The sequence below is a fragment of the Mucilaginibacter rubeus genome, assembly GCF_014643835.1.
GTDB classification, from domain to species: Bacteria; Bacteroidota; Bacteroidia; order Sphingobacteriales; family Sphingobacteriaceae; genus Mucilaginibacter; species Mucilaginibacter rubeus.
In genome coordinates, this window is the sequence record NZ_BMKD01000001.1 from 236,834 (window position 1) to 259,757 (window position 22,924).

Below are 22,924 nucleotides of genomic sequence, written 5' to 3' on the forward strand. Positions count from 1 at the left end.
AAGTCAATTAATCTGCTTTATTAATTGCAGTACTTCGTCTCCATATTTTTCTGTATAACCAAATTTTAATGCAAGGTCAAAGTTTTGTAAGGCATCTTCATTGTTGCCTTGTTCCATTAAAATGATCCCTTTGTTTTTATAAGCGTAAGCATTACCCTTATGTAATGCTAAGGATTTATCGATGAGTGCCATGGCACCGTTTACATCCCCAAGTTTAAATTTTGAAAAGCCAAGGTTATTCAACGTAAAAGAAGCAGTTGCATCCATGGCGATGGCTTTTTCAAAGAAAGGAATAGATTCTGTGTATTGTTCTTGTTTTGAAAGATTGAAACCCTTATGGTTTAAAAGTTCCTTGTCGTCGGGATTCATGGCGAGCAGTTTATCAAGGATAACTGCAGATTTATCATGGTTGCCAATTATATCATAGATATAGGCCTTTGTAACTTCATAATTAATATTATCCGAATCAGGTCTGTTTTCAATTAGTTCGTCTATTAACTTTATTGCCGATTGGTAATCACCTGATTTGTATTTGCCACAGGCTATCAAGTTTTTAAAACTCAAGTCACCCGGGGATAGGCTTAAACCGGTCTCGCAAATTTTAGTCACATCTTCAAACTGATAATAGTAATAGAGAGCGACCGCAGTTTCATAAATCTGCTGTATTTTTTTATTCTTTTTTCCCGTTATTTCGAGTAAGAAAATCTCAACCTTGTTATATGTTTTGGCTCGAATGACATCGAAAGGGGCAGAGAATTTTTTAATTTTCTTTTTGAAATAGTCTTCGGTTATATCTTCAATTAAAATGCCAGCCCTCTCAATAGGCCCTGTTATTGTTTTATCTTCAAAACTGAGGATAGCCAGCAGCAAATGGATACTGTTTATTGACCGCTGTTCATTTATTCTGGCAATAGTGTACGCGTGCTTTACTGTACGTTCAGCCCAAACCGTTAACGCGAAGTCGTCTTTTATTGTTTGAGTGCCATTAGCCGGATATAAGTCTCTTATCTGTTTATCTAAAACCTCTGCATCAATGGCCTGTAAGTATTTACCCGCTAAACATGTCTCTTTCAACATCGCCAAAAACAAATGGACACAATCAATAAAGCCGTGTTTCATCTCCAAGGCTAAAAGTCTGGATCTTGCTGTTATTATGGTAAAATCATCTTTGGGCTTTGAATATGGCATTATTGGGTGTGTTAACCGAAGCTAATTTTAAACTATACCTTTCGCTGAAGATGACCTCACAATCAATTGCGTATCCACTTTCTCAGTCGTAAACTCTTCAATAGGCCATTTGCTTTCTATTGTTTTAATAAGCATTTCTGTAGCGATTTGTCCAATCTGGAAGGCAGGCTGGCGAACCACAGTTAACGGCGGATCAAACAGGTCAACAACATCTGAGTTGGTAAAGCCGGCTATCGCGATATCTCCCGGAACTTTTAAGCCCCATTTTTTTAATATCGATATACTGCTGATGGTAAGCCTGTCGCTGCCGCTAAAAATAGCCTCCGGCTTGTCATCCAATGCCAGCAATTCTTTCAGCACAAGCTCCACTTCGTCGTGGATCATGCCGCCATGGTTGCAATGTTTAAGGTATTCGGGCCTGAACTCGATGCCATGTTTATCAAGTGCCGCCTTGTAGCCTTCAAAGCGCTCGTGGCTGATAAGCAGGTTATTTGAATTGGTGAGGTGTGCTATTTTGGTAAAACCCGAATTGATCAAAGCTTCGGTGCCGTTAAATGAGCCCTGAAAATTATTGGCTATCACTTTGTGAGTATTCAGGTCAGGCGCTGCCCTGTCAAAAAATACGATAGGGAAACCTTTATCCAGCAGGTATTTATATTGAGATGTATCGGTTGTTTGCGCTGATAGCGATACCAACAAACCATCCACATGCCGCGATAATAAATGTTTTACATTGGCACTTTCCCTGTCAAATGATTCGTGCGTTTGGGTGATGATAACGTGATACCCGCGGTTATAAGCTATAGATTCAATGCCGTTAATAGCCTGCGAAAAATAATCGTTAGCCACTTCGCAAACCACTACGCCTATGGAGTGGCTTTTTTGTTCTTTAAGACTTAAAGCAATAGGGTTAGGCCGGTAGTTGATTTTTTCAGCGTACTCAAGGACAAGCTTTTTGGTTTCGGTGCCTATTTCGTAGCTTCCGTTCAGCGCCCTTGATACCGTTGATGTTGACACACCCAAAGCCTTGGCAATATCCTTAATAGTAACTGATTCAAACATAATTTAGCGTGGCGATCGGTTTTTAAATATCAGGAAATATTTGATACGGGCTAAGTTATTTTAAAAATTGAAATATCTGAGTGTTTTCCATTGTCAAAAGGGTGTGGCTTTTTGGCGATAACTTCTTCAATTCCGGCAAAAGCAATTTTATATCAATTTAATTGTATTATTGATTTTTAATTAGGTGTAAAATTATTGTTATAATTATTACATTGTACCTGATTTCAATTGTAAAACGTTTTATCCCCTGGTTAAGCTATGTCTCACGAACAAATTGTTCATGACGATCATAATACTGCTGTCTGGCTTGCTTTTAAAGAAGGCAATTGGGATGCTTACACGCAATTATATAACCAATATTTTAAGGTACTCAACAACTACGGGCACAAATTTACCAGGGATGTTAATGTAATTGAGGATGCCATACATGATCTTTTTATTAGGCTTTGGACAAACAGGGCGGGGCTTGGCAATCCTGTATCGGTAAAAAACTATCTTTTCAAATCGTTGCGCAGCATTATTTTCCGTAAGCTGCAGTCGAAATCGCGCTTTGTTGATATTGAGGATGAAGCGGAGCATAACTTTCCCTTTGAAATTTCATTCGATCAGCAGCTCATGGCCGATGAGGAAGAACAGGAATTGCAGAAGAAGATTAAGTTTCATGTTAAAGCTTTGCCGGCACGGCAGCAGGAAATTATATACCTGCGTTTTTATGAGGGTTTAGGTTATGATGAAATTGCCGATATCATGGAAATAAACATTAGTTCGGCCTATAAACTGATCTATAAAGCATTCGATAACCTCCAGGATGTGCTAAAAACTTCAAAATTGGCTATTGTTTTAGCCCTGTATTCGTGCTTCTGCATAAATAATCATTAAAAAATAAATTTTTTTTCAGTTTGTAGGGATAATTGGGGTAGGGTGCTGTCTATAAGGAGTAAATAACACCTTATAAACAATGCAGATAGCCAAATACAGTAATTATACCCTGCCGGATTTTTTAGAGGACGATGATTTTCTCCGTTTTGTGATCAATCCCACACATAACGACACTGTTTTTTGGCAGCAGGTCACAGCAGAATATTCGCAACAGAAAGAAATAATTGCCGAAGCTTCAAAAATTATTAAAGCATACCGTAAACAGGATGTTTTTACCAACGAAGAAAATCAATCGAAAGTTTGGCAGAGGATTGAATCAACGTTGCAAAAAGATCGGGTTAAGCCAAAGATCTTCACATTAAACGGGTTCCTCCGTGTTGCTGCGATGTTGTTGCTTGTATCCTCCATAGGTATCGCTTTATGGCTGATAAAAGGCAGGCAAAATGAAATTGATACTACTTATGGAGAGTTGAGCACTGTCACCTTGCCCGATGGCTCAACCGTGGTGCTCAATGGTAACTCGAAATTAACTTACTCCGATAACTGGGATAAAAATTCAAGAGAGGTTTGGATAAATGGAGAAGGATTGTTCAATGTAACGCATATCAATAAAGACCCAGCCCATATTAAGCCTTCTGAAAGATTTATTGTGCATTGCCCTGATATGGATATTGAGGTGTTGGGCACAACTTTTAATGTCAGAAGCAGGCATAATAAAACCAACGTAGGTTTAGTTCAGGGAAAGATCAGGCTTGATTACGTTGATGCCGTAACGGGGAAACAATCGCTTATTATGAAACCGGGCGATTACGTGCAGCATACTTATAAAAAAGCACTTACCCGCATTACTCTTCCCGCTCCTGAAAAAATCACCAAATGGACAAAACACCAGCTTTTATTTAATGATGCCAGCCTGGCGCAGATCAGCGAGATCATGACCGATGATTACGGCTATCAGGTTGATTTTTCAAGCCCCGACTTAACCAATTTCAAAATAGAAGGTGAGATCAACGTGCCTAATGTTGAGGAATTAATTGAAACTATATCCACCACACTTCCGGTGAAAATTACCCGAACAGACAAAAATATCACTATAACAAAATTAAACCCCTAAACGAATAACTTATGAGAAAACTCGACTCATTCATTTTTTTAAGATGTTGCTGTTTCCTGATGGTATTGCTTGGCCGGTCGGCATACGGCTATGCCCAAATGGCATTAACCAGTAACAACAGGATCCACGCAAAAAGTTACGGTTATACAGCTCCGCAGGCTGTTGAAAACAAGGTACTCCTAAAAGATGCGCTGGATAACCTGAAAAAACAATTCAATGTTCAGATAGCTTACCAGGAAGGTTTGCTTGATAACAAGTTTGTACCGGCAAATTTAACAAGCAATATAAGCCAGTTAACGCTTGACGATAATTTGAAACAATTGTTATCTGCATTTCAGTTAACATATCGCAAAATAAATGATAACCAGATCTCGATTTTTACGATAAAGGACTTTATTTCTTCAACCAATGCAGCTGTTGCAGCAGTTACATTAACAGGTAAGGTAGTGGATGCAGGCGATGGTCAGCCGGTTGTTGGCGCATCGGTTTATTTAAAAATGGATAATAAGGTGGGGGCAATTACCGATATTACAGGCAGCTTCAGATTGATAGTGCCAGATAAGTACACGGGTAAGCCATTGACGCTGGTGGTAGCCTATGTAGGATACAACCAGGAAGAAGTTTCCGTAACTGACCCTGCATCACCTTTGCAAATTAAACTGATGCAAAATAACAAAGCCCTTAATGAGGTTGTGGTTACTGCTCTTGGTATCAGCAAGCAAAAAAAATCATTGGGCTATTCGGTGACTGAGGTTAAGGGTACCGAATTTACTCAGGCCCGTGAAAATAACGTGGCTAATGCGCTTACCGGTAAAGTAGCCGGTGTTAACGCGGCGGGCTTATCAACCGGTCCGGGCGGTTCAAGCCGCGTGGTGATCAGGGGTAACGGCGGTCTTGCCGGTGATAACCAGCCATTATATGTGGTGAACGGTATGCCGATTGATAACAGCGTACCCGGTGGCCCTGCTACGGTTAATGGTATTACCAATAATGTTGACCGCGGTGATGGTATAGCAGCTATAAACCCTGATGATATTGAGTCGATAAGCGTACTTAAAGGTGGTACAGCTGCGGCCCTTTACGGCTCACGCGCAGCAAATGGCGTTATTTTAATCACCACCAAAAAAGGCCGCATTCAAAAAGGTGTGGGAGTAGAATTTAACTCGACGGCCACCTACGATAATGTGGCTGTATTCCCAGATTACCAGTACGAATACGGGCAGGGAGACGGCGGTGTAAAGCCAACTACCCTGGCTGCAGCACAGGCAAGCGGAAGACGCTCGTGGGGGGCGAAAATTGACGGCTCAACCGATTACGTTGCTGTCGACGGGCTTACTCATCCTTATGTTGCACAGAAAAATAACCTTAGAAATTACTATCAAACAGGAAGCACTTATACCAACAGCCTTGCATTTTTAGGCGGTAACGAGGCTTTTACCTACAGATTTTCGGCTGCCGATTTGAACAGTAAAGGTATTTTGCCGGGTACTACCTATGATCGTAAAACTTTTAATCTCGCCCTGAACGGCAAACTGAGCGATAAGCTATCGATAGAGGCTTTAGCACAATACAACGTTGAAACCGGCCATAACCGTACAGGCGCAGGCGATGCTTTGGGTAACCCAAACTGGACCCCGCTTGAGGTTGCTAATACCGTTGATGTTCGCTGGTTAAAGCCGGGTTATGATGCTTTGGGCAATGAACAGATCTGGAACGATGCATCCATCGCGTCAAACGGATATTTTGTGATCAATAAATACAAGGAAGATGATGTGAAGAACCGTTTTATTGGCCAGGGATCGGTTATTTATTCGCCTATAAAAAACCTTACTTTCAAAGCCACCATCAGCCGCGATTTTTTTAATTACAACTATACCAATATACTACCAACCGGTACATTGTACATACCTAATGGCCAGTATGCAGGCATTAAATCGGATGTTTCTGAAACCAACGAGTTAGCTACCGTTAGTTATAAAACAAAGATCATCAGCGATTTAAATGTAAATGTTTTGGGCGGCGTAAACAGCCGTAAATACGCAACCAATCAGCTAACATTTAGTGGTTCGCAATTTATTATCCCGTATTTTTACAGCTTTACCAATCTTGCGGTTTCATCAACTACACCTTACAATGCCAAAATCGTGACCAACTCGGTTTTTGATTCGGCCGATTTTGATTACAAAAGTTTGTTCTTCTTATCATTCACGGGCAGGAAAGATTGGTTTTCAACACTGAGCCCTAAAAGCAACAGTATATTTTATCCAAGCGTAGGCGGTAGCTTTATCCTGTCTGACGCGGTTAAACTTCCTGAGTTTTTTAACCTTGCTAAATTGCGCGGTTCATGGGCACAGGTAGGCGGCGGTGCTCCTGATCCGTATGTTATTAACCTTACGTACAGCAACGTGCCAAGCGCAGGGCAGCCATTGCAAAATGTAACCAGCAATAACATTACTAATAGCAATCTTAAACCATACACCTCAACAACGTTTGAAGGCGGCTTTGAGTTGCAGATGCTCAAGAGCCGTTTAGGTTTAGACGTTACCTTGTATGATCGTAAAACAACTAACGATATCGTAAATACAGCTATTTCTTCAACATCGGGCTATAATAATGTGATCCTGAACGTTGGTGAGGTGAGCAACAAAGGTATTGAGGTATTATTGAACGGTACACCTGTAAAAACAAGCAGCTTTACCTGGACTGCAAGCTACAACGTAGCTTATAACGATAACAAGGTAGTTAAACTGGCACCCGGCCTTAACACTATTCAGCTGGCTACTTCGGTAGGTAACTGGGGGATTTTAGATAATATTGAAGGTAAACCCTTTGGTATGATTGTGGGTACACGTATGCAAAAGGACGCTCAGGGCAACGTGGTATTTAACGCTACCACCGGCTTGCCTGTACAAACACCTTTACAGCAACTGGGCAAAAGCGTTGCACCGCTTACCATGGGTTTAACCAATGAATTCAGGTATAAACGGTTCTCGTTAAACTTCCTGGTTGATGGCAAATTTGGTAATAAGGTGTTTTCGGTTATGGAGGTTTACGCCACCCGTTTGGGCTTGATGAAATCAACGTTGCCGGGTCGCGAAAACGGCTTAGTATTGAACGGTGTTGATCAAACCGGCGCGCCTTATACCCGTACGGTGCCGGTGAGCGGGTTAAGGTCATACTATGATAATTATAAAACGTATTCCGACTTGTTTTTACACGATGGCAGCTTTGTTAAACTTCGCCAGGTTATCCTGTCGTACGCGCTTCCAACAAACCTTTTAAACAAAGTTAAGATCCAGTCGGCCAGTATCTCTTTTGTGGCCCGGAACCTTTGGACTATTTATAAGCAAACAGACAATTTTGATCCGGAGCAAAGTTTTACCAACAGTAATGCACAGGGCTTCGAGTCTATCGGTTTACCACGTACCCGCTCACTTGGCGTAAACCTGGCTGTTAAGTTTTAACAATTAAATTGAATACGATGAAAAGACATTTAACCAAATATATTTATTGTTCCCTGGTAATGCTCGGCATTATCGCCACGCAATCGTGTACCAAAAATTTTGATACGCTTAATGTTAACCCGGATGCATCTTCAAAAGCGGTACCACAATACATTTTTACCAAAGCCCAGTATGATGGTACGGCCCGCATACTTGATTTGTTGCTGGGCACCATGCAGTACACCACCAGTTTTAATGACGTGGCCGGTTTCGGGTCAAAATATGTATTGAGCCAGGGCCCGCAGTCGGCGGCAGCTTTCACCAATGCTTATCCTAATGAGATCAACGAATTAGGTGAGGTTTTAAAAGCGGTTGGCACCGATGCTTCACAGGTAAACCTGCAGGCCGAAGCGAGGATCTGGAAAGTATATTGCTTCAGCAGGCTTACCGACTTGTATGGCGATATCCCATATTCGCAGGCTGCACAGGGTTATAATCAGGCTATATATAAGCCGGCTTACGATGCACAAAAAGATATCTATGCCGATTTGTTGAAGGAGCTTGACCAGGCGGCCCAAAGCCTTGATGCTGCCAAGACAACTTTCGGTTCGGCCGATTTAATTTATGGCGGCAATACCGTAAAGTGGAAAAAGTTTGCTTACTCGCTTATGCTCAGGTGTGCCATGCGCATGACCAAAGTTGATATCGCTCAAGCGCAAACATGGGCAACAAAGGCTATAGCAGGCGGTGTTATTTTAGATGATGCCGATGTGGCCAAAGTAGCTTACGTTGGTGCCGGCCAGGACATCAACAAAAACCCTTTAGCGCTTGATCTTTATAACAACGATTATATTGCAGGTAACGGCAGTACCAATACCGAAGGAGGCAAGTACCAGGATGTGTTTATTAATTATCTGAAAGCCAATAAAGATCCGCGCCTGGCCGTAGTATCTGTAGTGTGGAACGGCGGCGTAGCTGATACTACTTCAGCTATTCAAAAAGGTATGTCAGCAGGATTAAATGCCAAACCTGCCGATTTTGTAACCTATTCAGAGCCAAATCCTAAAACGATATTGCTGTTAAATTCTCCGCGATTGGTTTTTACCGCTGCCGAAAGTTATTTCCTGTTATCTGAAGCTGCCGCAAGGGGATGGTATACCGCTGCTACCGCCGAGTCATTATACCAAAATGGCATTGCCGCATCCATGCGTCAATGGAGCATTATTGCCGGTAGCGCAGGTACTATTACAACGGCCCAGATCAACTCATACATTAACGCGCATCCTTTTAATACAGGTGGCACGCTTGATCAAAAAATGGAGCAGATATATACCCAGTTTTGGGTTGGCATATTCCCTGATGCGCAGGAGGTTTTTGCAAGCTACAGGCGTACAGGTTATCCTGCTCTGGTGCCTAATAATTATGTTGGTAATGCTACAGGCGGTAAAATATTCAGACGGATGTTATACCCTGTTGGCGAGCAAAACCTTAACGCAGCATCATATGCCGCTGCTATCTCCCGTCAGGGGCCGGATGATTTTTTAACCCGGATGTGGTGGGATAAACAATAATGTTAAAGTTTGATTTGTTAAATTAGTTGATGTTGTTTCGGGGAGGGCGTGGGGCCTTCCCTGATTTTTTTAACCTTTTTTTGATGTATAAGAAATACTTTTTTTTCCTGCTGCTGCTTTGTTGTATTCAGCGCGTATCGGCACAAAATGATTTGGTTAAGGATGATAATGCAAGTAATTATAACCTGAACAAACCCGAGCGCGAACTGTGGCTTAAAAATACCGGCTTGGGCTTGTTTATTCATTTTAGTATGGATAGCCAGCTGGGTGTGGTGATCAGTCACTCGCTGGTTGGGGCAAGTGACGATTACGTAAACCGTTATTTTAATGAGCTACCTAAAACCTTTGATCCCTCCAAGTTTGATCCGCGCCAGATAGCGACGCTGGCAAAACTGGCGGGGATGAAATACATCGTTTTTACCACCAAGCATCACTCGGGTTTTTGTATGTGGGATACCAAAACAACCGATTTTAATATAACCCATACACCATACAAGAAAGACCTGTTAAAAGAGTTTGTGGATGCCACACGCGAAGCAGGATTGCAGGTGGGTTTTTATTTTTCGCCCGAGGATTTTAATTTTCTTCACGATCATCATATACCTATTAGTCGTACCGATGTGAAGATGGATACCCAAACCCGCCATGAATATGACGAATACACCCGGAAGCAATGCGAGGAACTGATGACCAATTATGGTAAAATAGATATACTTTTTATAGATGGCGATCCTAAGGAAGTGGTAAAGCAAACCTGCTGGAAGTTACAGCCGGACTTGCTGATAACCCGCGGCGCCATCAAAACGCCTGAGCAGATCATGCCGGGTGCCATGATCAATGAGCCATGGCTGTCATGCATTACGATGGGAACTGCCTGGGGATATCAGCCAACTAACGAGCGCTATAAATCGGGCACCCAGTTAATTGGTTTATTGATAGAGGCGAGGGCCAAAGGTGGCTCCCTGTTGTTAAACGTTGGCCCGAAGCCTGATGGCGCCTTGCCCATTGAACAGGAAGAGCGGTTACGGGAAGTGTCGACCTGGTATTTTGTTAACCGCGAATGTATTGACAGTGTGCGAAGCTGGGTGATCAGCAAGGAGGGCGATACCTGGTTTACCGCTAAAAACGGGCATACACTTTATGCCATTGTTACCAATGCGGCTGATTGGAAGGAGGGGAGCCGCAAAACTTTTCTGATCCGTTCGGCCATCGCCACTAATCAAACTCAGGTTAGTGTATTAGGGCAAAATAGTAAGGTTATTGAATATAAAACCGATGATGTAAGCTGCCGGTATAAGCAAACCGATAAGGGGCTTGAAGTATCTGTTGTAAAGGCGCAGCGTATTTATGATGATCACCGCTGGCCTAATCCGGTAGTGATCAAACTGGAAAATGTTGACCCCGTTTTTAAAGAAGCCGCCATTGTTGAAACAGGTGCGGGTTCAAAAATAAAGACCGGTGCAGTTTTAAAAGGTAAAATCCTGAATTACAAAAGTATTTCGGCAAAAAGGGCCCGGTTTGATTATCGCCCTTACCATGGACAGGTAGAAACTTTATATGCAGGTAAGTGGACAGCCGGCACCTGGGTAAATATTAAGACTGATGGCACTTTTGAAGCGACCATTCCACTAAAAGCCGATTACGAATACAAGGCTATAGTTGAACAGGCTAATGTTGAAATAGAAGGGGAGAACAAATTATTTAAGCCGTAAAATTTGGTGAGATTATGAAAAACGGGGGTACGTTTTGCGCAACCCCGTTTTTTGCTTTTAAAGGTCTTTGATATTATCGTTAGGATTTCTGTCAATGAGTTTACTGAACGGATCGATGCCTACAGAGGCGGGCTGGCCTTTAACAATAACACTGATTTGCTGTACCCCGCGTTTAAGCTTATACTTTTTGATGTACAGGGTATTACTCACCATCCGGTTACCGGCACCTTGAACCTGCTTACCGAAAATCCCGATATCAATATAATCGTTCATGTTTACAGCCGGGATATCGTTGTTTTTGGCATCCTTCCAAACTTTGCCAACATCAAGCTTAAAAGTAATTTTATATTCATTTTTATTACCTGTCGGTTTGCTGCTGGCTTCAACCACCCTGTTATCATATAGTGTGATCTTTTGCCAGGTATCGGTAAGGTAATACTGCAGCGAATCGGGCACATGCTTTTGAAGGCATTGATAAAGATTGTTGGCGCCGGCAAACGGGCCGTCTGTTTTAAAAGTATAGGCCTTTTTAAATTCGCGCAGTGCCACGTTCAGACTGTCTTCGCCAATCAGGTCGCGCAAACCATACAGTGCCACGCTTGCTTTTCCACCCCATAAAAACCATTGATTGGCCTTGATCAAGGGATGCTCGTTTTCATTAAGGTGCCGCCTGATAAACAGGTAATACCATAACTGGTCTAAAACGATATAACGCATGTTGTCCTTACCGTATTTATGTTCGGACATTACCAGTTGATCATAGTTTGAAAGGCCCTCGGGGATCACTAAACTTCCTACAGTGCTGTTTGGGGCTGTCTGGAAACGCCACCATTGTTGCGACAGCAGCCTTGTTGTATTGGCATAGCAATAATCAAAGCTATTGGGATCCCTGAAATCGGCATTCCAGCCAAAGTATTCTGCGTAAGTGTCCAGCGTTGTCATGGAGGCATCCTGCGGACCGTAAACAGACGTTTCCACCAGTCGGATATCATTAAACGGATAGGCACCATAAACCTTGCTGTAATAATTTAAACCATCTTTATAAGCCGCGATATACCTGTCGATATTGGTGCTGTGCTCAGGATTATAATAAACCTCGATATTTACGTTGTGGTCCAGTTGAACAGCGGCTTTTTTTACGGCCAGTCTTTCTGATATAATACCCATTGGCATATACATACCGGGCTTATCCTGCACATAATGGAAGTAGTTACGGCCATTCTGCTGCCAGTTTTTTACGAGCTGCCCCGGAGCAATAGCTGTTTGACCGGCGAGTGTGCCAACTGTAACATCAAGTTTCAAAAGATCGGCGGCCCTACCTGCTTTAAGTGTATTGATGCCTTCGGGGTTATTTTGCTGTATTTCCTCCTCCTTTTTTTCGGGCAAACCAGCTTTTTTGCGTTCATAAGGGCTGTTTAGCTCATCATCTTCATCATACCCAAGGCCAGGCAATCCACCGTTAAAAAATGTGCCGTTGTTAATGAGAGCTGCAGCATACATGCCATTGGTAAACCCTTTATGCACTATTTCTGAGTTGATCTCTAATGTTAATGAATCGCCCGGCATTAGCGGTTTTATGAACTTGTATAACCGGAAGTCAGCAGTATCTGTCTTCGGCCTGAACCAGTTGAAAAATCCGCGGGGATAAAGCAGCGGGGTAGTAAACGGAACCAATACGCCATTGGTTTTAAGCGAATAATTGGTGAGCTCATCGCCGTCGAGCAGCATTTGTGATATGGCAACTTTGTTTTTATTGATGATGGTTACCAATGCGTGTGTGGCTACCTGTTGTTTATCCGGGTAAAGCTCTACCTGCATTTTTATGCTGGTTACTTTAGGCAGGGGAAGGTGCTCATATTTTTTGAGCGATTTTTCATACTGCACGGCCCTTGCGGTATTTTCATACTTGATGAGATAGTTGTTTAAAAAGCTCACATTGTAGTAATTCCATGCGCCTACAGCCAAAAATGCTATGGCTACTATTACAGTGATCAAGGCTGTACTGCGATTGAAGCGCTGAGGTAGCAGGCGTAATCGTTCTTTAAAGGACGATGTTACGCCCCGGTAATAAAATAATCCCGAAACAACGATCAGCAAACCAGCAAACAACATCCAGTACAGGTTGAACCAGCTAATGGGCGCTGCCATATGCCCTATGCCGGTCATATCAGATATTCCCGACGATGGCGTATAGGAATACAGCAATAGGTTATAATCAAAAGTGCCGGTTTTGCGCAAAAAGAAAACAATCACCCATAAAAACACGCCTATGCCATGGGCTGCAAATTTGTTATTGATAACAACGTGTACAACATAGCAAAATACAACCATCTCCAGCAGTGCAGGCAGCAATATGTAGGCTATGTAGAGAAAGTACACTGATAGATTCAATGTGTGATAACCTTTTAATAATTGAACGATAACCCCGGTTAGTATGGGTAGGAAGGATAAGCCGGTACTAATAAGTAATAAGGTGATGAGCTTCGATCCGTTCAGGATCCAGTTTGGAGGCGGGAGAGAGTCATTAATAAAAGCATAGCGGGTTGCCCTGTCGCGGTGCAGGGTTTCGCCGGTATAAAACATCAGGATAAAGAAAATGAAAAAGGGAAAGGCATCGTTGAAGATCGCCAACAACGTAACTGTACGCGGAAAATCCGGTACGCCATTCCTGTTGTCGCCAAGCCAGAATACAAAACCGAGGAATAAGCTGCCGGCGATTAATATGATCCAGAAGTAGTTATCGCGGATGATGTTAAGCAGCTCAACCTTTACCAGGTTGTATAAGGTATTCCTGTTGTATTTGCCTGTAAAGATAACAACTGGTTTAATAGTTACCTGGGTTTTAGTTTTTGTGCCTGCCTCGTCAATAGCAGCCTTATCACGCCTGCCGCTAAAGAAACGCTCAAAGCTAAACCTGAAATAAGTGAAAAGCACAATAACTATCCCAATACCGCCCCATAATACACGGTTGAGCATAAACGTACCGGTAACCGGGAATAAGGTAGTATTTTGCTCAATGATGCTTGAAGAACTGGTTTGCATCCTGATACCGTTAAGCCCAAAAGGATCGCTGAGGTTTATTACCGTGGGGTTGTTAATATGGTTAAGAAAAAACAACGCGATGAAGTAAAAAAGGAACAGCAGGATACCGCCAAAGTAAATAACCTTTACATTGCGGGTGATGGCTACAAGTCCAAAAAACAATGAAGAAGTGAACAAAACGTTAGGCAGCCCGATTGTGAAAAACGGGTGCAGATAGTAAATGAGGTTATTGGGGCCGTATTGTTTTGCATCCGTCCATCCCATAGCAGGGCCCAGCTTGGTGCCTATGAAGGCGCCAATGATAACCGCTGTTGAGATCAGGAGCATGAAAACGAACGAGCCCAGGTAACGGCCCCAGAAATAACCTGCTTTGGTGATAGGGTAGGTTAGGTAATAATCTTTTGTGTTGTATTCAATGTCGCGGTATAAGGCAGTGCCCATAATTGATGAACTCACAAGCGTCATCATCATAGTGATGCCCGAACACCACAACGCAAGTACATAAGGCGCGTTGATGTGCTCTTTTTCGCCTAATGGTAACGAGCCTGTTGAAAAAGTGAACACTGTAAATATCAGTGCTGCCAAAAAATAAAGGTAAACGGCTGGCCTGCGGACCCGATTCCGGATCTCGAACAGAAATATTTTAAGGAACATAAACTATTGGTTTATAGTAGTTTTAAATGGTATCTACATCTATACGTGTGGCGATGTTGCTGAAGTACACATCTTCCAGGTTTGGCGTGCTGCTGATAAAACCGTTGCCGGGGTCGGCTTCGTTTATAATGCGGATGTGGAGTTTGCCGGTTTTAAGTTGCGTTGATATTACCTGGTAATCATCTTTGTAAAAGCCCAGTTCTGATTGGGTTATCACTTTGCTGTAAATTTTCCCATTCAACTCATTTACCGCGCTTTCCGGATCGCCCGCGTATAAAACCTCGCCCTGGCAAATAATAGCGAAATTGGCGCAAAGCGTACTTACATCCTCAACAATATGGGTCGACAGGATCACGATGGTATTTTCACCCAGACGACTCAGCAGGTTGTAAAAACGGTTTCGCTCAGCCGGGTCAAGGCCTGCTGTGGGTTCGTCAACAATAATCAGTTTGGGATTACCGATTAGTGCTTGTGCTATTCCAAAACGCTGTTTCATACCGCCGGAGTAGGTGCCAAGGTGCTTTTTCCGGTCTTTATAAAGGTTTACGCTTTCTAATAATTGCAGCACCAGGTCTTTGCGCTCGGCGTTGTTGCCAACTCCTTTTAGCTGGGCAATATGGTCGAGCATTCGTTCGGCCGATATTTTGGGATAAACACCAAACTCCTGTGGCAAGTAACCGAGTAGCTGTCTAACTTCGGTTTTGTTTTTCAGTACATCCAGTTCATCTAAAAAAATGCTGCCTTTATCGGCTTCCTGCAGAGTGGCTATAGTACGCATCAGTGATGACTTACCAGCGCCGTTTGGGCCAAGCAGGCCAAACATGCCGTTATTAAGGGTCAGCGAAACATCTTTTAAAGCATGTACGCCGTTGGCATAGGTTTTAGAGAGTGAGTTGATTACTAATTTCATGATTTGCTAAGTTTTGGTCATTTATTATTACGGATCATCCTTGTATTTCCGTTCAGGACGAGTTTAGCGCTGTCGGCAAGTTTATAGGTTATGTTGCTGAGGCTATCGTCCTTGATCCACAAGCGGCTTTTGTTCCGGATATCGAGGTTGGTTTTACTGAATTGGTTACCTGTTTCAATAGATAGATTTGAAGAGCTATTGTTGCTTTTACCGATAATGGCATTTAATACATTAAACTTGTTGTTTTTTAGCAGGACAGTGGAAGCATGGTCCTGGATAATGTTGAGCCCGTCCCCGCTGAAACCACTGATGGTAGTAGCGCGCCATTTGAAGTCTTGCGCGGCAGTGGTATCGACAATTTCAGTGTCGCCTGCCTTATATTTTGCATCGGCGTAAAACGCATTTAATTGCGGCATGGATATGTACAGAACGTTTGGGGCTTGTACATTATGAAAGTTATCTTTAAACACGGCACGAATAAAGAGCGAATCGTGCCGTTGTTCAATTTTCATGAACTCCATGGCGGCAGGGTCAGCAAGTATCTTGAATGGCCCTTGAACCAGCATAATATTGATAGCCGTCGATGAACCAAGCTCAATAACCTTGAAATTTCGGAAATTTAGGTTGTTAAAGCCATTATAAGGGTTTTTATACTCACCTTTAAAATATTCTGCTTTCAGCTGAAAGTCATAGATCCCAACCGAAACTAACAGTAATAATACCGCGGTAAGTAAGAATTTATTGCTTGTTTTCATCGTTGCTTGCCTGGTTTAATTCATTATTTTGTTGCGCCTGGAAATGTTGATATTGCAGGCTGATCTCATCTATCGATATACCTAACAGGTACATGTTTTTAAAAAGCTCGGGTAAGTTCTGACGCACAAAGTTTTCTTTGCGGTAAGCTTTTACTTTGTCAAAGCCATCCTCTGCCACAAATAAACCCAGGCCGCGTTTATTATAAATAATTTCGAGCCCCTGCAAAAATTCGTACGATCGCATAACCGTATTTGGGTTCACTTCCAGCTCAACAGCCATATCGCGTACCGATGGAATCTTTTGCCCGCCGGGCCATTTGCCCATCAGGATCTGATCGCTCACAAAAGCCGCTATCTGGAGGTATATCGCTTCGTTATCTTTAAATTCCATGATCGTCTTTTTTAAGCCTGTTTCTCCTTAAACCTAAAATATGCCGCTATCCAGATCAGCAGCGATATAATAGGAATCACAATAAAAGCCCAGGCAGATTGCTGCGCATTTAAACCAATGGAGTAAAAGTTCATACCATCCTGGAAATTGAGAAATGAAAAAGGCGTTACCGGTTTGATTGGCCTGCCAACAATAAATCTTACGAACACTGTATTCACAAAGATTAGCAGTGCATAAAAAATAAAGAAACTGAAACCTGTTTTTATAAAGTGTAATTTTTCGAACCGGATTGCTCCATATATCGTCACGGCATGCAGCAAGGAAAACAATATCATCACCAGTACAAATTTATCCTGAAATAGGGTGAGTATTTCAATTTGATGCGCCGGCCAGGGTTTGAGATTGATCAGGATAAATAATACCAGGTAAAAAACGCCTGTGTACACCAAAAGGAATATAACATACGAATAAACCCAGCCGACCATAAACTTCTCGAGTTGTGATGCAGGCAGGGTTAACATTGGAACTGCTCGGCGCTTATCACCCAGATCAGTAAAAACAGTGCTTGTAAATAATGGCCCTGCGATAATCATGAGTACTCCAAACATGGCCATCTGAAAGCCGGCATCTACCGGACCCGGGATCATATAAAACACAAACGAACCGCCAAGTAAAAATACCCCTGCCAAAACCGCTGCCGACATTAAATAGGCGCGGTAATGCTCTACAGTGTGCTTCATAAACAACAGGCCAAAGCGCTTTAAACTGAAGTAATTATTCATGATTTGTGCTTGGTTTTAGTGCGTTTAGTAATTTGCTGCTATTGGTTGTTGCTGCGTTAAATAATAACTCAAGGTCCATTTTTCCGTACTTGCCGGTGGTGTTTTGTACAATAGCGTATTTGCCCATGAGGGTTTCTTCTTCGTACAGCGCATTCATCCCGGTAAGGTCTTTAAAAACACCGAAAAATAATTTCTCGGTAAGCTCATCTATCGAGTTCTCAATTACGATGCGGTGATCGTCCAAAATCAACACGGTATCAATAAGACTGTCCAAATCCCTCACCTGGTGGGTTGAAATAATAATGCAGCGCTCATCATTTAAAACAGATGCTATCAATTTTCTGAACTGAACCTTTGAAGGAATATCAAGCCCGTTGGTGGGTTCATCAAGTATCAGTACACTGGTATTGGTAGCCAGCCCGAAAGCGATGATCATCTTTTTTTGTTGTCCATATGACATTCTGGTCATTAACAGATCCGGATCAATATCCAATATTTTCAGATAACTGTAAAAGTCGGTAATGCTGAAGGCAGGGTAGAAGCTTGCTGTCCGGGCCAAAAACTGTCCCGGAGTTAACGCCGGCACGTAAACCTCTTCCGCAATAAAATAAAGGTTTTGTAAGGTTGATACCAATCGTTTTGAACTTTCTGTTCCGTTGATAAGACATTTGCCCGATTGCGGAAAAGCCAGGCCGGCAATATTTTTCAGCAGGGTTGATTTCCCTGCTCCGTTTTTACCCAGTAGACCATAAATATGGCCGGCCTTTAGTGAAAGGTTTAGATTTTTAAACAACGGCTTCCTGCTGTTATAGCTAAAATTCAAATTACTTATTTGAATCATTTTATAGTGTATTAGTGTGGTAGTACACTGCAAATGTAATTAAACATTTTTAAAATGCAAGTGATATTTTGGTTAAGAAAGATCTTTCTGAAAACCAATCAATCCCTTAGCAGTTATTAAGATATGTCAAAGAAGAGAACCATGCCAAACGAGCCAGATGAAATGCCGGTAAACCCGGAGCGGCCGGAGATCAGGCAGCCTACGGACCCCGGAGAGCCGGAAATGCCCGAAGAAGCGCCGGAAAATATCCCGAATGAAATCCCCGATACTGAGCCAAGCCAGCCTGAAGTGGACCCGGATGAGTTTGAAAAGTAAGGGAATAATTTACCGCTCATGAATCATTGCAACTAATTGCTTGCGATGGGTGGCCGTGCTTTTAATATTTTGGAACATGCATGATATAACCTAAACTATTAAATTGCATCATGAAAATAGCTACGTATAACGTAAATGGTGTAAATGGGCGCCTGCCTGTTTTACTCCGCTGGTTAAAGGAAACATCCCCTGACGTTGCCTGCTTGCAGGAACTTAAAGCTCCACAGGAAAACTTCCCGGAGCAGGCCATACTTGATGCAGGTTATAAAGCCATCTGGCATGGCCAAAAAAGCTGGAACGGCGTTGCGATACTGGCAAAAGACAGGGAAATTACTGAGGTATGCCGGGCACTTCCCGGCGATCCTGAAGATGAGCATAGTCGTTATATTGAAGCACTTGTTGATGGTATTACCATTGGCTGCCTGTACCTGCCTAACGGCAATCCTGCACCCGGACCCAAGTTCGATTATAAATTAGGTTGGTTTGAACGCCTTAAAATTCACGCAGCCGGTTTACTTGCTGCTGATAAACCGGTTATATTAACCGGCGATTATAACGTAATGCCTACCGAGCTCGATGTTTATAAACCCGAGCGCTGGGTAAATGACGCGCTCTTTCGCCCTGAAACACGCGAAGCCTTTAAAACACTGGTAGAACAGGGCTGGACGGATGCTATCCGCAAAATTTATCCTACCGAAGTGATTTATACCTTTTTCGATTATTTCCGCGATGCCTACGGCCGTAACGCCGGTTTACGGATCGATCATTTTTTACTGAGCCCTCACCTGGAAAAACGTCTGGTAGCTGCAGGTGTAAACCGGGATGTACGAGGCTGGGAAAAAACAAGCGATCACGCACCGGTTTGGATTGAACTGAAAGACGCTGAATGAGTTTAAGAATTGAAGACTTACGATTTTCTAAAACTTCGCAAATCTCGGTTCAATCTATGGTCTTAAAGGTGAAGTAATGTAACTTTTGGCTATTGGTTGTTTGAATCGAGTGAAAGGGCTTGTCACCCTGAGCCTGTCGAAGGGCCGCGCACAGAGGCCCACCCACTATGCTTCGACGAGTTACCCATGACAAGATAAAAAATGTGGTTTTTCGCAGCAGATCAGCTTCGGGTGAAAACGAGCAGAACGATGGTGGGCGGTGCGGCTGCAGGGGCATAGCAAGTTTTTGCAGAAGCGGAGGCATTGCGTGCGAATCGGGGCAAAATAATTGCAGCCCGTGGTTCTGTTCGTTTTGCAGGGTGAAGGCCGCGCCAATGGCTATGGGGCCAGGTTGCGCGCAAAGAAGCCTTTCTGCTGCAAGCCTTTTTGGTTACTTTTGTGGCGACAAAAGTAACTGGCCCCGCGCGGCCAGGAGCGCGACGATGTAAGTCAAATACTAATGAAGCCCGTTACCAGCCTGTCGGGGATTGCTTCATTCCTTACAGCAATTACTTGAACGCAGATGTCCTTTTACCTTCAGAGGCCACCGGATTTAATTTTACTTAGCATTGCACCCATCTTTAATCACGTCAATGGTAGGAGCGAAGAAGACGCTTACCTCCGCATACCAATGTTTTCGTGCACCCAATTGGCCTCTTCTTCCGGGGTTACTTTATCAATGGTACTGTTTACCCTGCTAAAAGTAGCCCCGGGGAAATCATAAGGTTTGCTATCGTCAAAAAACGGACCGACAACGCCAAGCATCCACCCGTTTTTAGCAGCCCAGTGGGGTGGGTTTACACGGTATTTAAACACCTCGTAGTGGATAAAATTGTTTCTGCCGTCAAAATCAATGGTAACCCGTTTAATATGTTCAATTTCGTCGGGGCAGGCATCCAATTCGGTAGGGAATTCCAGCCATTGGGCCAGTGAGCTTTCCGCTCCTTTAATAAGCGTAAGGTATGCCTCCGGGAACAAGTGTAATTCCTCAAGTTCTTTTAAATACAAAAAGGTGTCGTAGCGGGTAAGCGGGTTTTTGGCAAAGGGCAAAACATCTTCGGCGGTTAAACCTGCAGCTGCTTCCGCCTTTTTATAAAGTGGTAAAATCCTTGCTGATCGCTCCAATTCAAGTTTCTTCTTTTTCTTCTTAACATCAAATAACCTGAAAGCCGCAAATGCTATAATAAAAACTATAATGGTAATGACAATAAGCGTGGTTAGATCCATAATGCAATGAATGTAAGCTTTTATACGGACGAATATCAAATTTATCGTGTTACCAAAGTAAAATCGACACTTAACGTTTTAACCAGCGCCGGAGTAGTTGCAGTTAAGGCCCTGTTATTCTTATTGATAGCGCTATTCATGTCGCCATCCTTTAGGTTGTAACTTTACTCCCGACTTCTTCCATAGCCGGGATTTTTAATGATTTGCCTTGTGCTAAAAGCTCAGAAGTAATAGCTCGTGTATAGGTTTTGATCTCGTTCTGGAATTCGGTAACCGAAGCTCCTGAGCGGATCTCTTCGAGGCGTTTCTCCCAAGTACCTGTAAGTTCGGCCTGGGCTATCTGCTGGTTTTTTACTACTTCATAAACAGCAATGCCGGTAGGGGTGGGCACCAGGTTTTTCTTTTCCCTGATAATGTAATTGCGTTTTAGCAGGGTTTCAATAATGGCCGCCCTTGTTGCCGGCGTTCCGAGGCCGCTATCTTTCATGGCATAACGCAGCTCTTCGTCGTCAATCTCTTTGCCTGCCGTTTCCAATGCCTTAAGCAGGGTGGCTTCGTTGTATAGTGGCCGGGGTTTGGTTTGCTTTTCGAGCAGGGCTTTGGCTGTTATCGGGAGGTTTTCGCCCTGGGTTACTTTAGGCAGCGTTGCGTTCTCTTCGTCCTTTTTGTCGTCTTCCTTATCGTTAAATACAGAACGCCAGCCGGCAGTATGGATCACCGTTCCGCTGGCGTTGAATTTAGCGCCCGATTGCACCACAATTTTTGTGACTTCCTTAATACAATCCTGATGAAATGCTTCGAGCATACGGCCGGCCACCATGTCGTAAACAGCTTGCTGATCAGGCGAAAGCTGGTGCGGGTTTTCGCCGGTAGTAAGCACGGCGTGGTGATCTGTTACTTTTTTTGCATTTACACTTCGTTTGTTAAGCGTAGCGCTGCCCAACGCAATGGCTTGTTTGCCAAACAGCGGATGTTGTTCCAGCTTTTCAATCAGTGCAGGCACGCCTGCAAAAACATCGTCGCCTATATAGCGGCTGCCGGTACGGGGATAGGTAACCAGTTTGTTTTCGTAAAGGTTTTGGAGGATGGTAAGGGTTTGATCGGCGGTGAAACCTTTGCGTTTGTTGGCTTCCTGCTGCAGACTGCTCAGGTCGTGCAGCAAAGGAGGTGGTTCTTTACGTGGTTTTGCTTCTACCTGTAAAATATGACCGCCCTGCGGAAAGCCGCCTTCAATATCCTGTACCTTGTCAAGCACGGCCTGTGCTTCATCTTTTGTTTTATAATTTTCGGCAGATATCGCTTTAAATACCTGCCCGTCTTTATCGGGGTGAATGCTTACCTGGTAAAATGTTTCGGGTACGAAGTTTTTGTTTTCCAGGTACCGAGAACAGATCATGGCAAGGGTGGGGGTTTGCACCCGGCCTAATGAAAGTACCGCGCCACGGATCCCCGATGAAAGACTAAGTGCCTGCGTGGCGTTCATACCTACCAGCCAGTCCGACTGGGAACGGCAATGGGCCGAATTGAACAGTGTATCATAATCGCTGCCGGGCTTCAGGTTACGGAAGCCCTCTTTGATAGCCTCATCAGTTTGCGATGAGATCCAGAGCCTTTTAAAAGGCTTTTTGCATTTTAAGTAATAGTAAATATAGCGAAAGATGAGTTCCCCTTCGCGCCCGGCATCCGTTGCTACAATGATCTCAGTGGATTCATCAAATAGCTTTTGAATGGTATCCAGTTGTTTTTTTACTGATGGATCATCCACCAAACCATCCTTGGTTTTTACTTTACGAATAGAGAGCTTAAACTTTTGAGGCAGCATCGGCAGGTGCTGAACGCTCCAGCCGTAATAACCATACTCCTGCGGGGCGGCAAGCTGCAGCAGGTGACCGAAAGCCCAGGTAAAGGTGAAACCCTTGCCTTCAATATAACCGTCTTTCTTTGTAGTTGCCCCAAAAACTTTGGCAATTTCCCTGGCTACAGATGGTTTTTCGGCTATAATAACTTTCATAAATGTTGTTTCCCATGCCCCGGTTTAGGCCGGTTGCTGCCAATACGGGCGTCGAAAGTATGAATTTAGCGAGGCCTGTGCAAGGTTTGTTGGTAACA

18 protein-coding genes are annotated in these 22,924 nt (G+C 43.3%); 8 read left to right on the forward strand and 10 right to left on the reverse strand.

Going from position 1 to position 22,924, the window contains the following annotated elements:
* Nucleotides 1–3: 3 nt before the first annotated feature.
* Nucleotides 4–1,188, reverse strand: a complete 1,185-nt coding sequence (locus tag IEX80_RS00975) for a tetratricopeptide repeat protein (protein ID WP_090524694.1) — start codon at nt 1,186–1,188, stop codon at nt 4–6.
* A gap of 27 nt (nt 1,189–1,215) precedes the next feature.
* Entirely contained in the window at nt 1,216–2,250 is a 1,035-nt protein-coding gene (locus IEX80_RS00980) for a LacI family DNA-binding transcriptional regulator (RefSeq protein ID WP_188831652.1), read from the reverse strand.
* A gap of 258 nt (nt 2,251–2,508) precedes the next feature.
* Between IEX80_RS00980 and IEX80_RS00985 the strand changes: the two genes are divergently transcribed.
* The 5 genes from IEX80_RS00985 to IEX80_RS01005 all read left to right on the forward strand — a co-directional run bounded on the left by IEX80_RS00985 (nt 2,509) and on the right by IEX80_RS01005 (nt 10,969).
* Nucleotides 2,509–3,129: an RNA polymerase sigma factor gene (locus IEX80_RS00985; RefSeq protein ID WP_176623942.1), complete on the forward strand. Its 621-nt coding sequence runs from the start codon at nt 2,509–2,511 to the stop codon at nt 3,127–3,129.
* 79 nt (nt 3,130–3,208) lie between these two features.
* A complete protein-coding gene (locus tag IEX80_RS00990) occupies nt 3,209–4,243 on the forward strand; it encodes a FecR family protein (protein WP_188831653.1) in 1,035 nt (344 codons plus the stop codon).
* Between the two features lie 11 nt (nt 4,244–4,254).
* Nucleotides 4,255–7,707, forward strand: coding sequence for a SusC/RagA family TonB-linked outer membrane protein (locus tag IEX80_RS00995; protein ID WP_188831654.1), 3,453 nt, complete (start codon nt 4,255–4,257; stop codon nt 7,705–7,707).
* A 17-nt stretch (nt 7,708–7,724) separates the two neighbouring features.
* Nucleotides 7,725–9,257 (forward strand): SusD/RagB family nutrient-binding outer membrane lipoprotein, encoded by a 1,533-nt coding sequence (locus IEX80_RS01000; protein ID WP_188831655.1) that lies wholly within the window; start codon nt 7,725–7,727, stop codon nt 9,255–9,257.
* Nucleotides 9,258–9,340: 83 nt separating this feature from the next.
* The gene (locus IEX80_RS01005; protein WP_188831656.1) at nt 9,341–10,969 is read left to right on the forward strand and encodes an alpha-L-fucosidase; all 1,629 of its coding nucleotides are present in this window, start codon (nt 9,341–9,343) and stop codon (nt 10,967–10,969) included.
* 57 nt (nt 10,970–11,026) lie between these two features.
* Here IEX80_RS01005 and IEX80_RS01010 read toward each other — a convergent pair whose 3' ends face one another.
* The 6 genes from IEX80_RS01010 to IEX80_RS01035 are packed head-to-tail and all read right to left on the reverse strand — an operon-like array spanning nt 11,027 to nt 18,344.
* Nucleotides 11,027–14,665, reverse strand: a complete 3,639-nt coding sequence (locus IEX80_RS01010; protein ID WP_188831657.1) for an ABC transporter permease/M1 family aminopeptidase — start codon at nt 14,663–14,665, stop codon at nt 11,027–11,029.
* Between the two features lie 22 nt (nt 14,666–14,687).
* Nucleotides 14,688–15,575, reverse strand: coding sequence for an ABC transporter ATP-binding protein (locus IEX80_RS01015; protein ID WP_188831658.1), 888 nt, complete (start codon nt 15,573–15,575; stop codon nt 14,688–14,690).
* A 17-nt stretch (nt 15,576–15,592) separates the two neighbouring features.
* Nucleotides 15,593–16,330, reverse strand: a complete 738-nt coding sequence (locus IEX80_RS01020) for a hypothetical protein (RefSeq protein WP_188831659.1) — start codon at nt 16,328–16,330, stop codon at nt 15,593–15,595.
* The gene (locus tag IEX80_RS01025) at nt 16,314–16,721 is read right to left on the reverse strand and encodes a GntR family transcriptional regulator (RefSeq protein ID WP_112655279.1); all 408 of its coding nucleotides are present in this window, start codon (nt 16,719–16,721) and stop codon (nt 16,314–16,316) included. Before IEX80_RS01025 ends, IEX80_RS01020 begins: the two co-directional genes overlap by 17 nt.
* Nucleotides 16,722–16,732: 11 nt before the next feature.
* Complete coding sequence (locus IEX80_RS01030) at nt 16,733–17,503, reverse strand: hypothetical protein (protein ID WP_188831660.1); 771 nt, start codon at nt 17,501–17,503, stop codon at nt 16,733–16,735.
* Nucleotides 17,496–18,344 (reverse strand): ABC transporter ATP-binding protein, encoded by an 849-nt coding sequence (locus IEX80_RS01035; protein ID WP_188831661.1) that lies wholly within the window; start codon nt 18,342–18,344, stop codon nt 17,496–17,498. The genes IEX80_RS01030 and IEX80_RS01035 overlap by 8 nt, the downstream gene beginning before the upstream one ends.
* A 123-nt stretch (nt 18,345–18,467) precedes the next feature.
* On the opposite strand from IEX80_RS01035, the gene IEX80_RS01040 reads away from it, so the two are divergent.
* Both IEX80_RS01040 and xth read left to right on the forward strand, forming a co-directional pair.
* Complete coding sequence (locus tag IEX80_RS01040; RefSeq protein WP_139159915.1) at nt 18,468–18,659, forward strand: hypothetical protein; 192 nt, start codon at nt 18,468–18,470, stop codon at nt 18,657–18,659.
* A 110-nt stretch (nt 18,660–18,769) separates the two neighbouring features.
* Nucleotides 18,770–19,549, forward strand: coding sequence for an exodeoxyribonuclease III (gene xth / locus IEX80_RS01045; RefSeq protein WP_188831662.1), 780 nt, complete (start codon nt 18,770–18,772; stop codon nt 19,547–19,549).
* 654 nt (nt 19,550–20,203) lie between these two features.
* On the opposite strand, the gene IEX80_RS01050 is transcribed toward xth, so the two are convergent.
* Nucleotides 20,204–20,815: a hypothetical protein gene (locus tag IEX80_RS01050; protein WP_188831663.1), complete on the reverse strand. Its 612-nt coding sequence runs from the start codon at nt 20,813–20,815 to the stop codon at nt 20,204–20,206.
* A 6-nt stretch (nt 20,816–20,821) separates the two neighbouring features.
* Between IEX80_RS01050 and IEX80_RS01055 the strand changes: the two genes are divergently transcribed.
* Complete coding sequence (locus tag IEX80_RS01055) at nt 20,822–20,977, forward strand: hypothetical protein (RefSeq protein ID WP_175489910.1); 156 nt, start codon at nt 20,822–20,824, stop codon at nt 20,975–20,977.
* Here the strand turns inward: IEX80_RS01055 and topB are convergent.
* Entirely contained in the window at nt 20,967–22,826 is a 1,860-nt protein-coding gene (gene topB, locus IEX80_RS01060) for a DNA topoisomerase III (protein WP_188831664.1), read from the reverse strand. The two genes, IEX80_RS01055 and topB, sit on opposite strands and share 11 nt — an antisense overlap.
* Between the last annotated feature and the right edge of the window lie 98 nt (nt 22,827–22,924).

What these genes read in the sequence shown, in the direction of transcription:
- IEX80_RS01030 (WP_188831660.1), bottom strand. Translation starts at nt 17,503, where the DNA reads ATGAATAATTACTTCAGTTTAAAGCGCTTTGGCCTGTTGTTTATGAAG.
- IEX80_RS00975 (WP_090524694.1), bottom strand. Translation starts at nt 1,188, where the DNA reads ATGCCATATTCAAAGCCCAAAGATGATTTTACCATAATAACAGCAAGA.
- IEX80_RS00995 (WP_188831654.1), top strand. Translation starts at nt 4,255, where the DNA reads ATGAGAAAACTCGACTCATTCATTTTTTTAAGATGTTGCTGTTTCCTG.
- IEX80_RS01035 (WP_188831661.1), bottom strand. Translation starts at nt 18,344, where the DNA reads ATGATTCAAATAAGTAATTTGAATTTTAGCTATAACAGCAGGAAGCCG.
- IEX80_RS00990 (WP_188831653.1), top strand. Translation starts at nt 3,209, where the DNA reads ATGCAGATAGCCAAATACAGTAATTATACCCTGCCGGATTTTTTAGAG.
- IEX80_RS01025 (WP_112655279.1), bottom strand. Translation starts at nt 16,721, where the DNA reads ATGGAATTTAAAGATAACGAAGCGATATACCTCCAGATAGCGGCTTTT.
- IEX80_RS01015 (WP_188831658.1), bottom strand. Translation starts at nt 15,575, where the DNA reads ATGAAATTAGTAATCAACTCACTCTCTAAAACCTATGCCAACGGCGTA.
- IEX80_RS01040 (WP_139159915.1), top strand. Translation starts at nt 18,468, where the DNA reads ATGTCAAAGAAGAGAACCATGCCAAACGAGCCAGATGAAATGCCGGTA.
- IEX80_RS01055 (WP_175489910.1), top strand. Translation starts at nt 20,822, where the DNA reads ATGAATGTAAGCTTTTATACGGACGAATATCAAATTTATCGTGTTACC.
- IEX80_RS01005 (WP_188831656.1), top strand. Translation starts at nt 9,341, where the DNA reads ATGTATAAGAAATACTTTTTTTTCCTGCTGCTGCTTTGTTGTATTCAG.
- IEX80_RS01010 (WP_188831657.1), bottom strand. Translation starts at nt 14,665, where the DNA reads ATGTTCCTTAAAATATTTCTGTTCGAGATCCGGAATCGGGTCCGCAGG.
- xth (WP_188831662.1), top strand. Translation starts at nt 18,770, where the DNA reads ATGAAAATAGCTACGTATAACGTAAATGGTGTAAATGGGCGCCTGCCT.
- IEX80_RS00980 (WP_188831652.1), bottom strand. Translation starts at nt 2,250, where the DNA reads ATGTTTGAATCAGTTACTATTAAGGATATTGCCAAGGCTTTGGGTGTG.
- IEX80_RS01000 (WP_188831655.1), top strand. Translation starts at nt 7,725, where the DNA reads ATGAAAAGACATTTAACCAAATATATTTATTGTTCCCTGGTAATGCTC.
- IEX80_RS01020 (WP_188831659.1), bottom strand. Translation starts at nt 16,330, where the DNA reads ATGAAAACAAGCAATAAATTCTTACTTACCGCGGTATTATTACTGTTA.
- IEX80_RS00985 (WP_176623942.1), top strand. Translation starts at nt 2,509, where the DNA reads ATGTCTCACGAACAAATTGTTCATGACGATCATAATACTGCTGTCTGG.
- IEX80_RS01050 (WP_188831663.1), bottom strand. Translation starts at nt 20,815, where the DNA reads ATGGATCTAACCACGCTTATTGTCATTACCATTATAGTTTTTATTATA.
- topB (WP_188831664.1), bottom strand. Translation starts at nt 22,826, where the DNA reads ATGAAAGTTATTATAGCCGAAAAACCATCTGTAGCCAGGGAAATTGCC.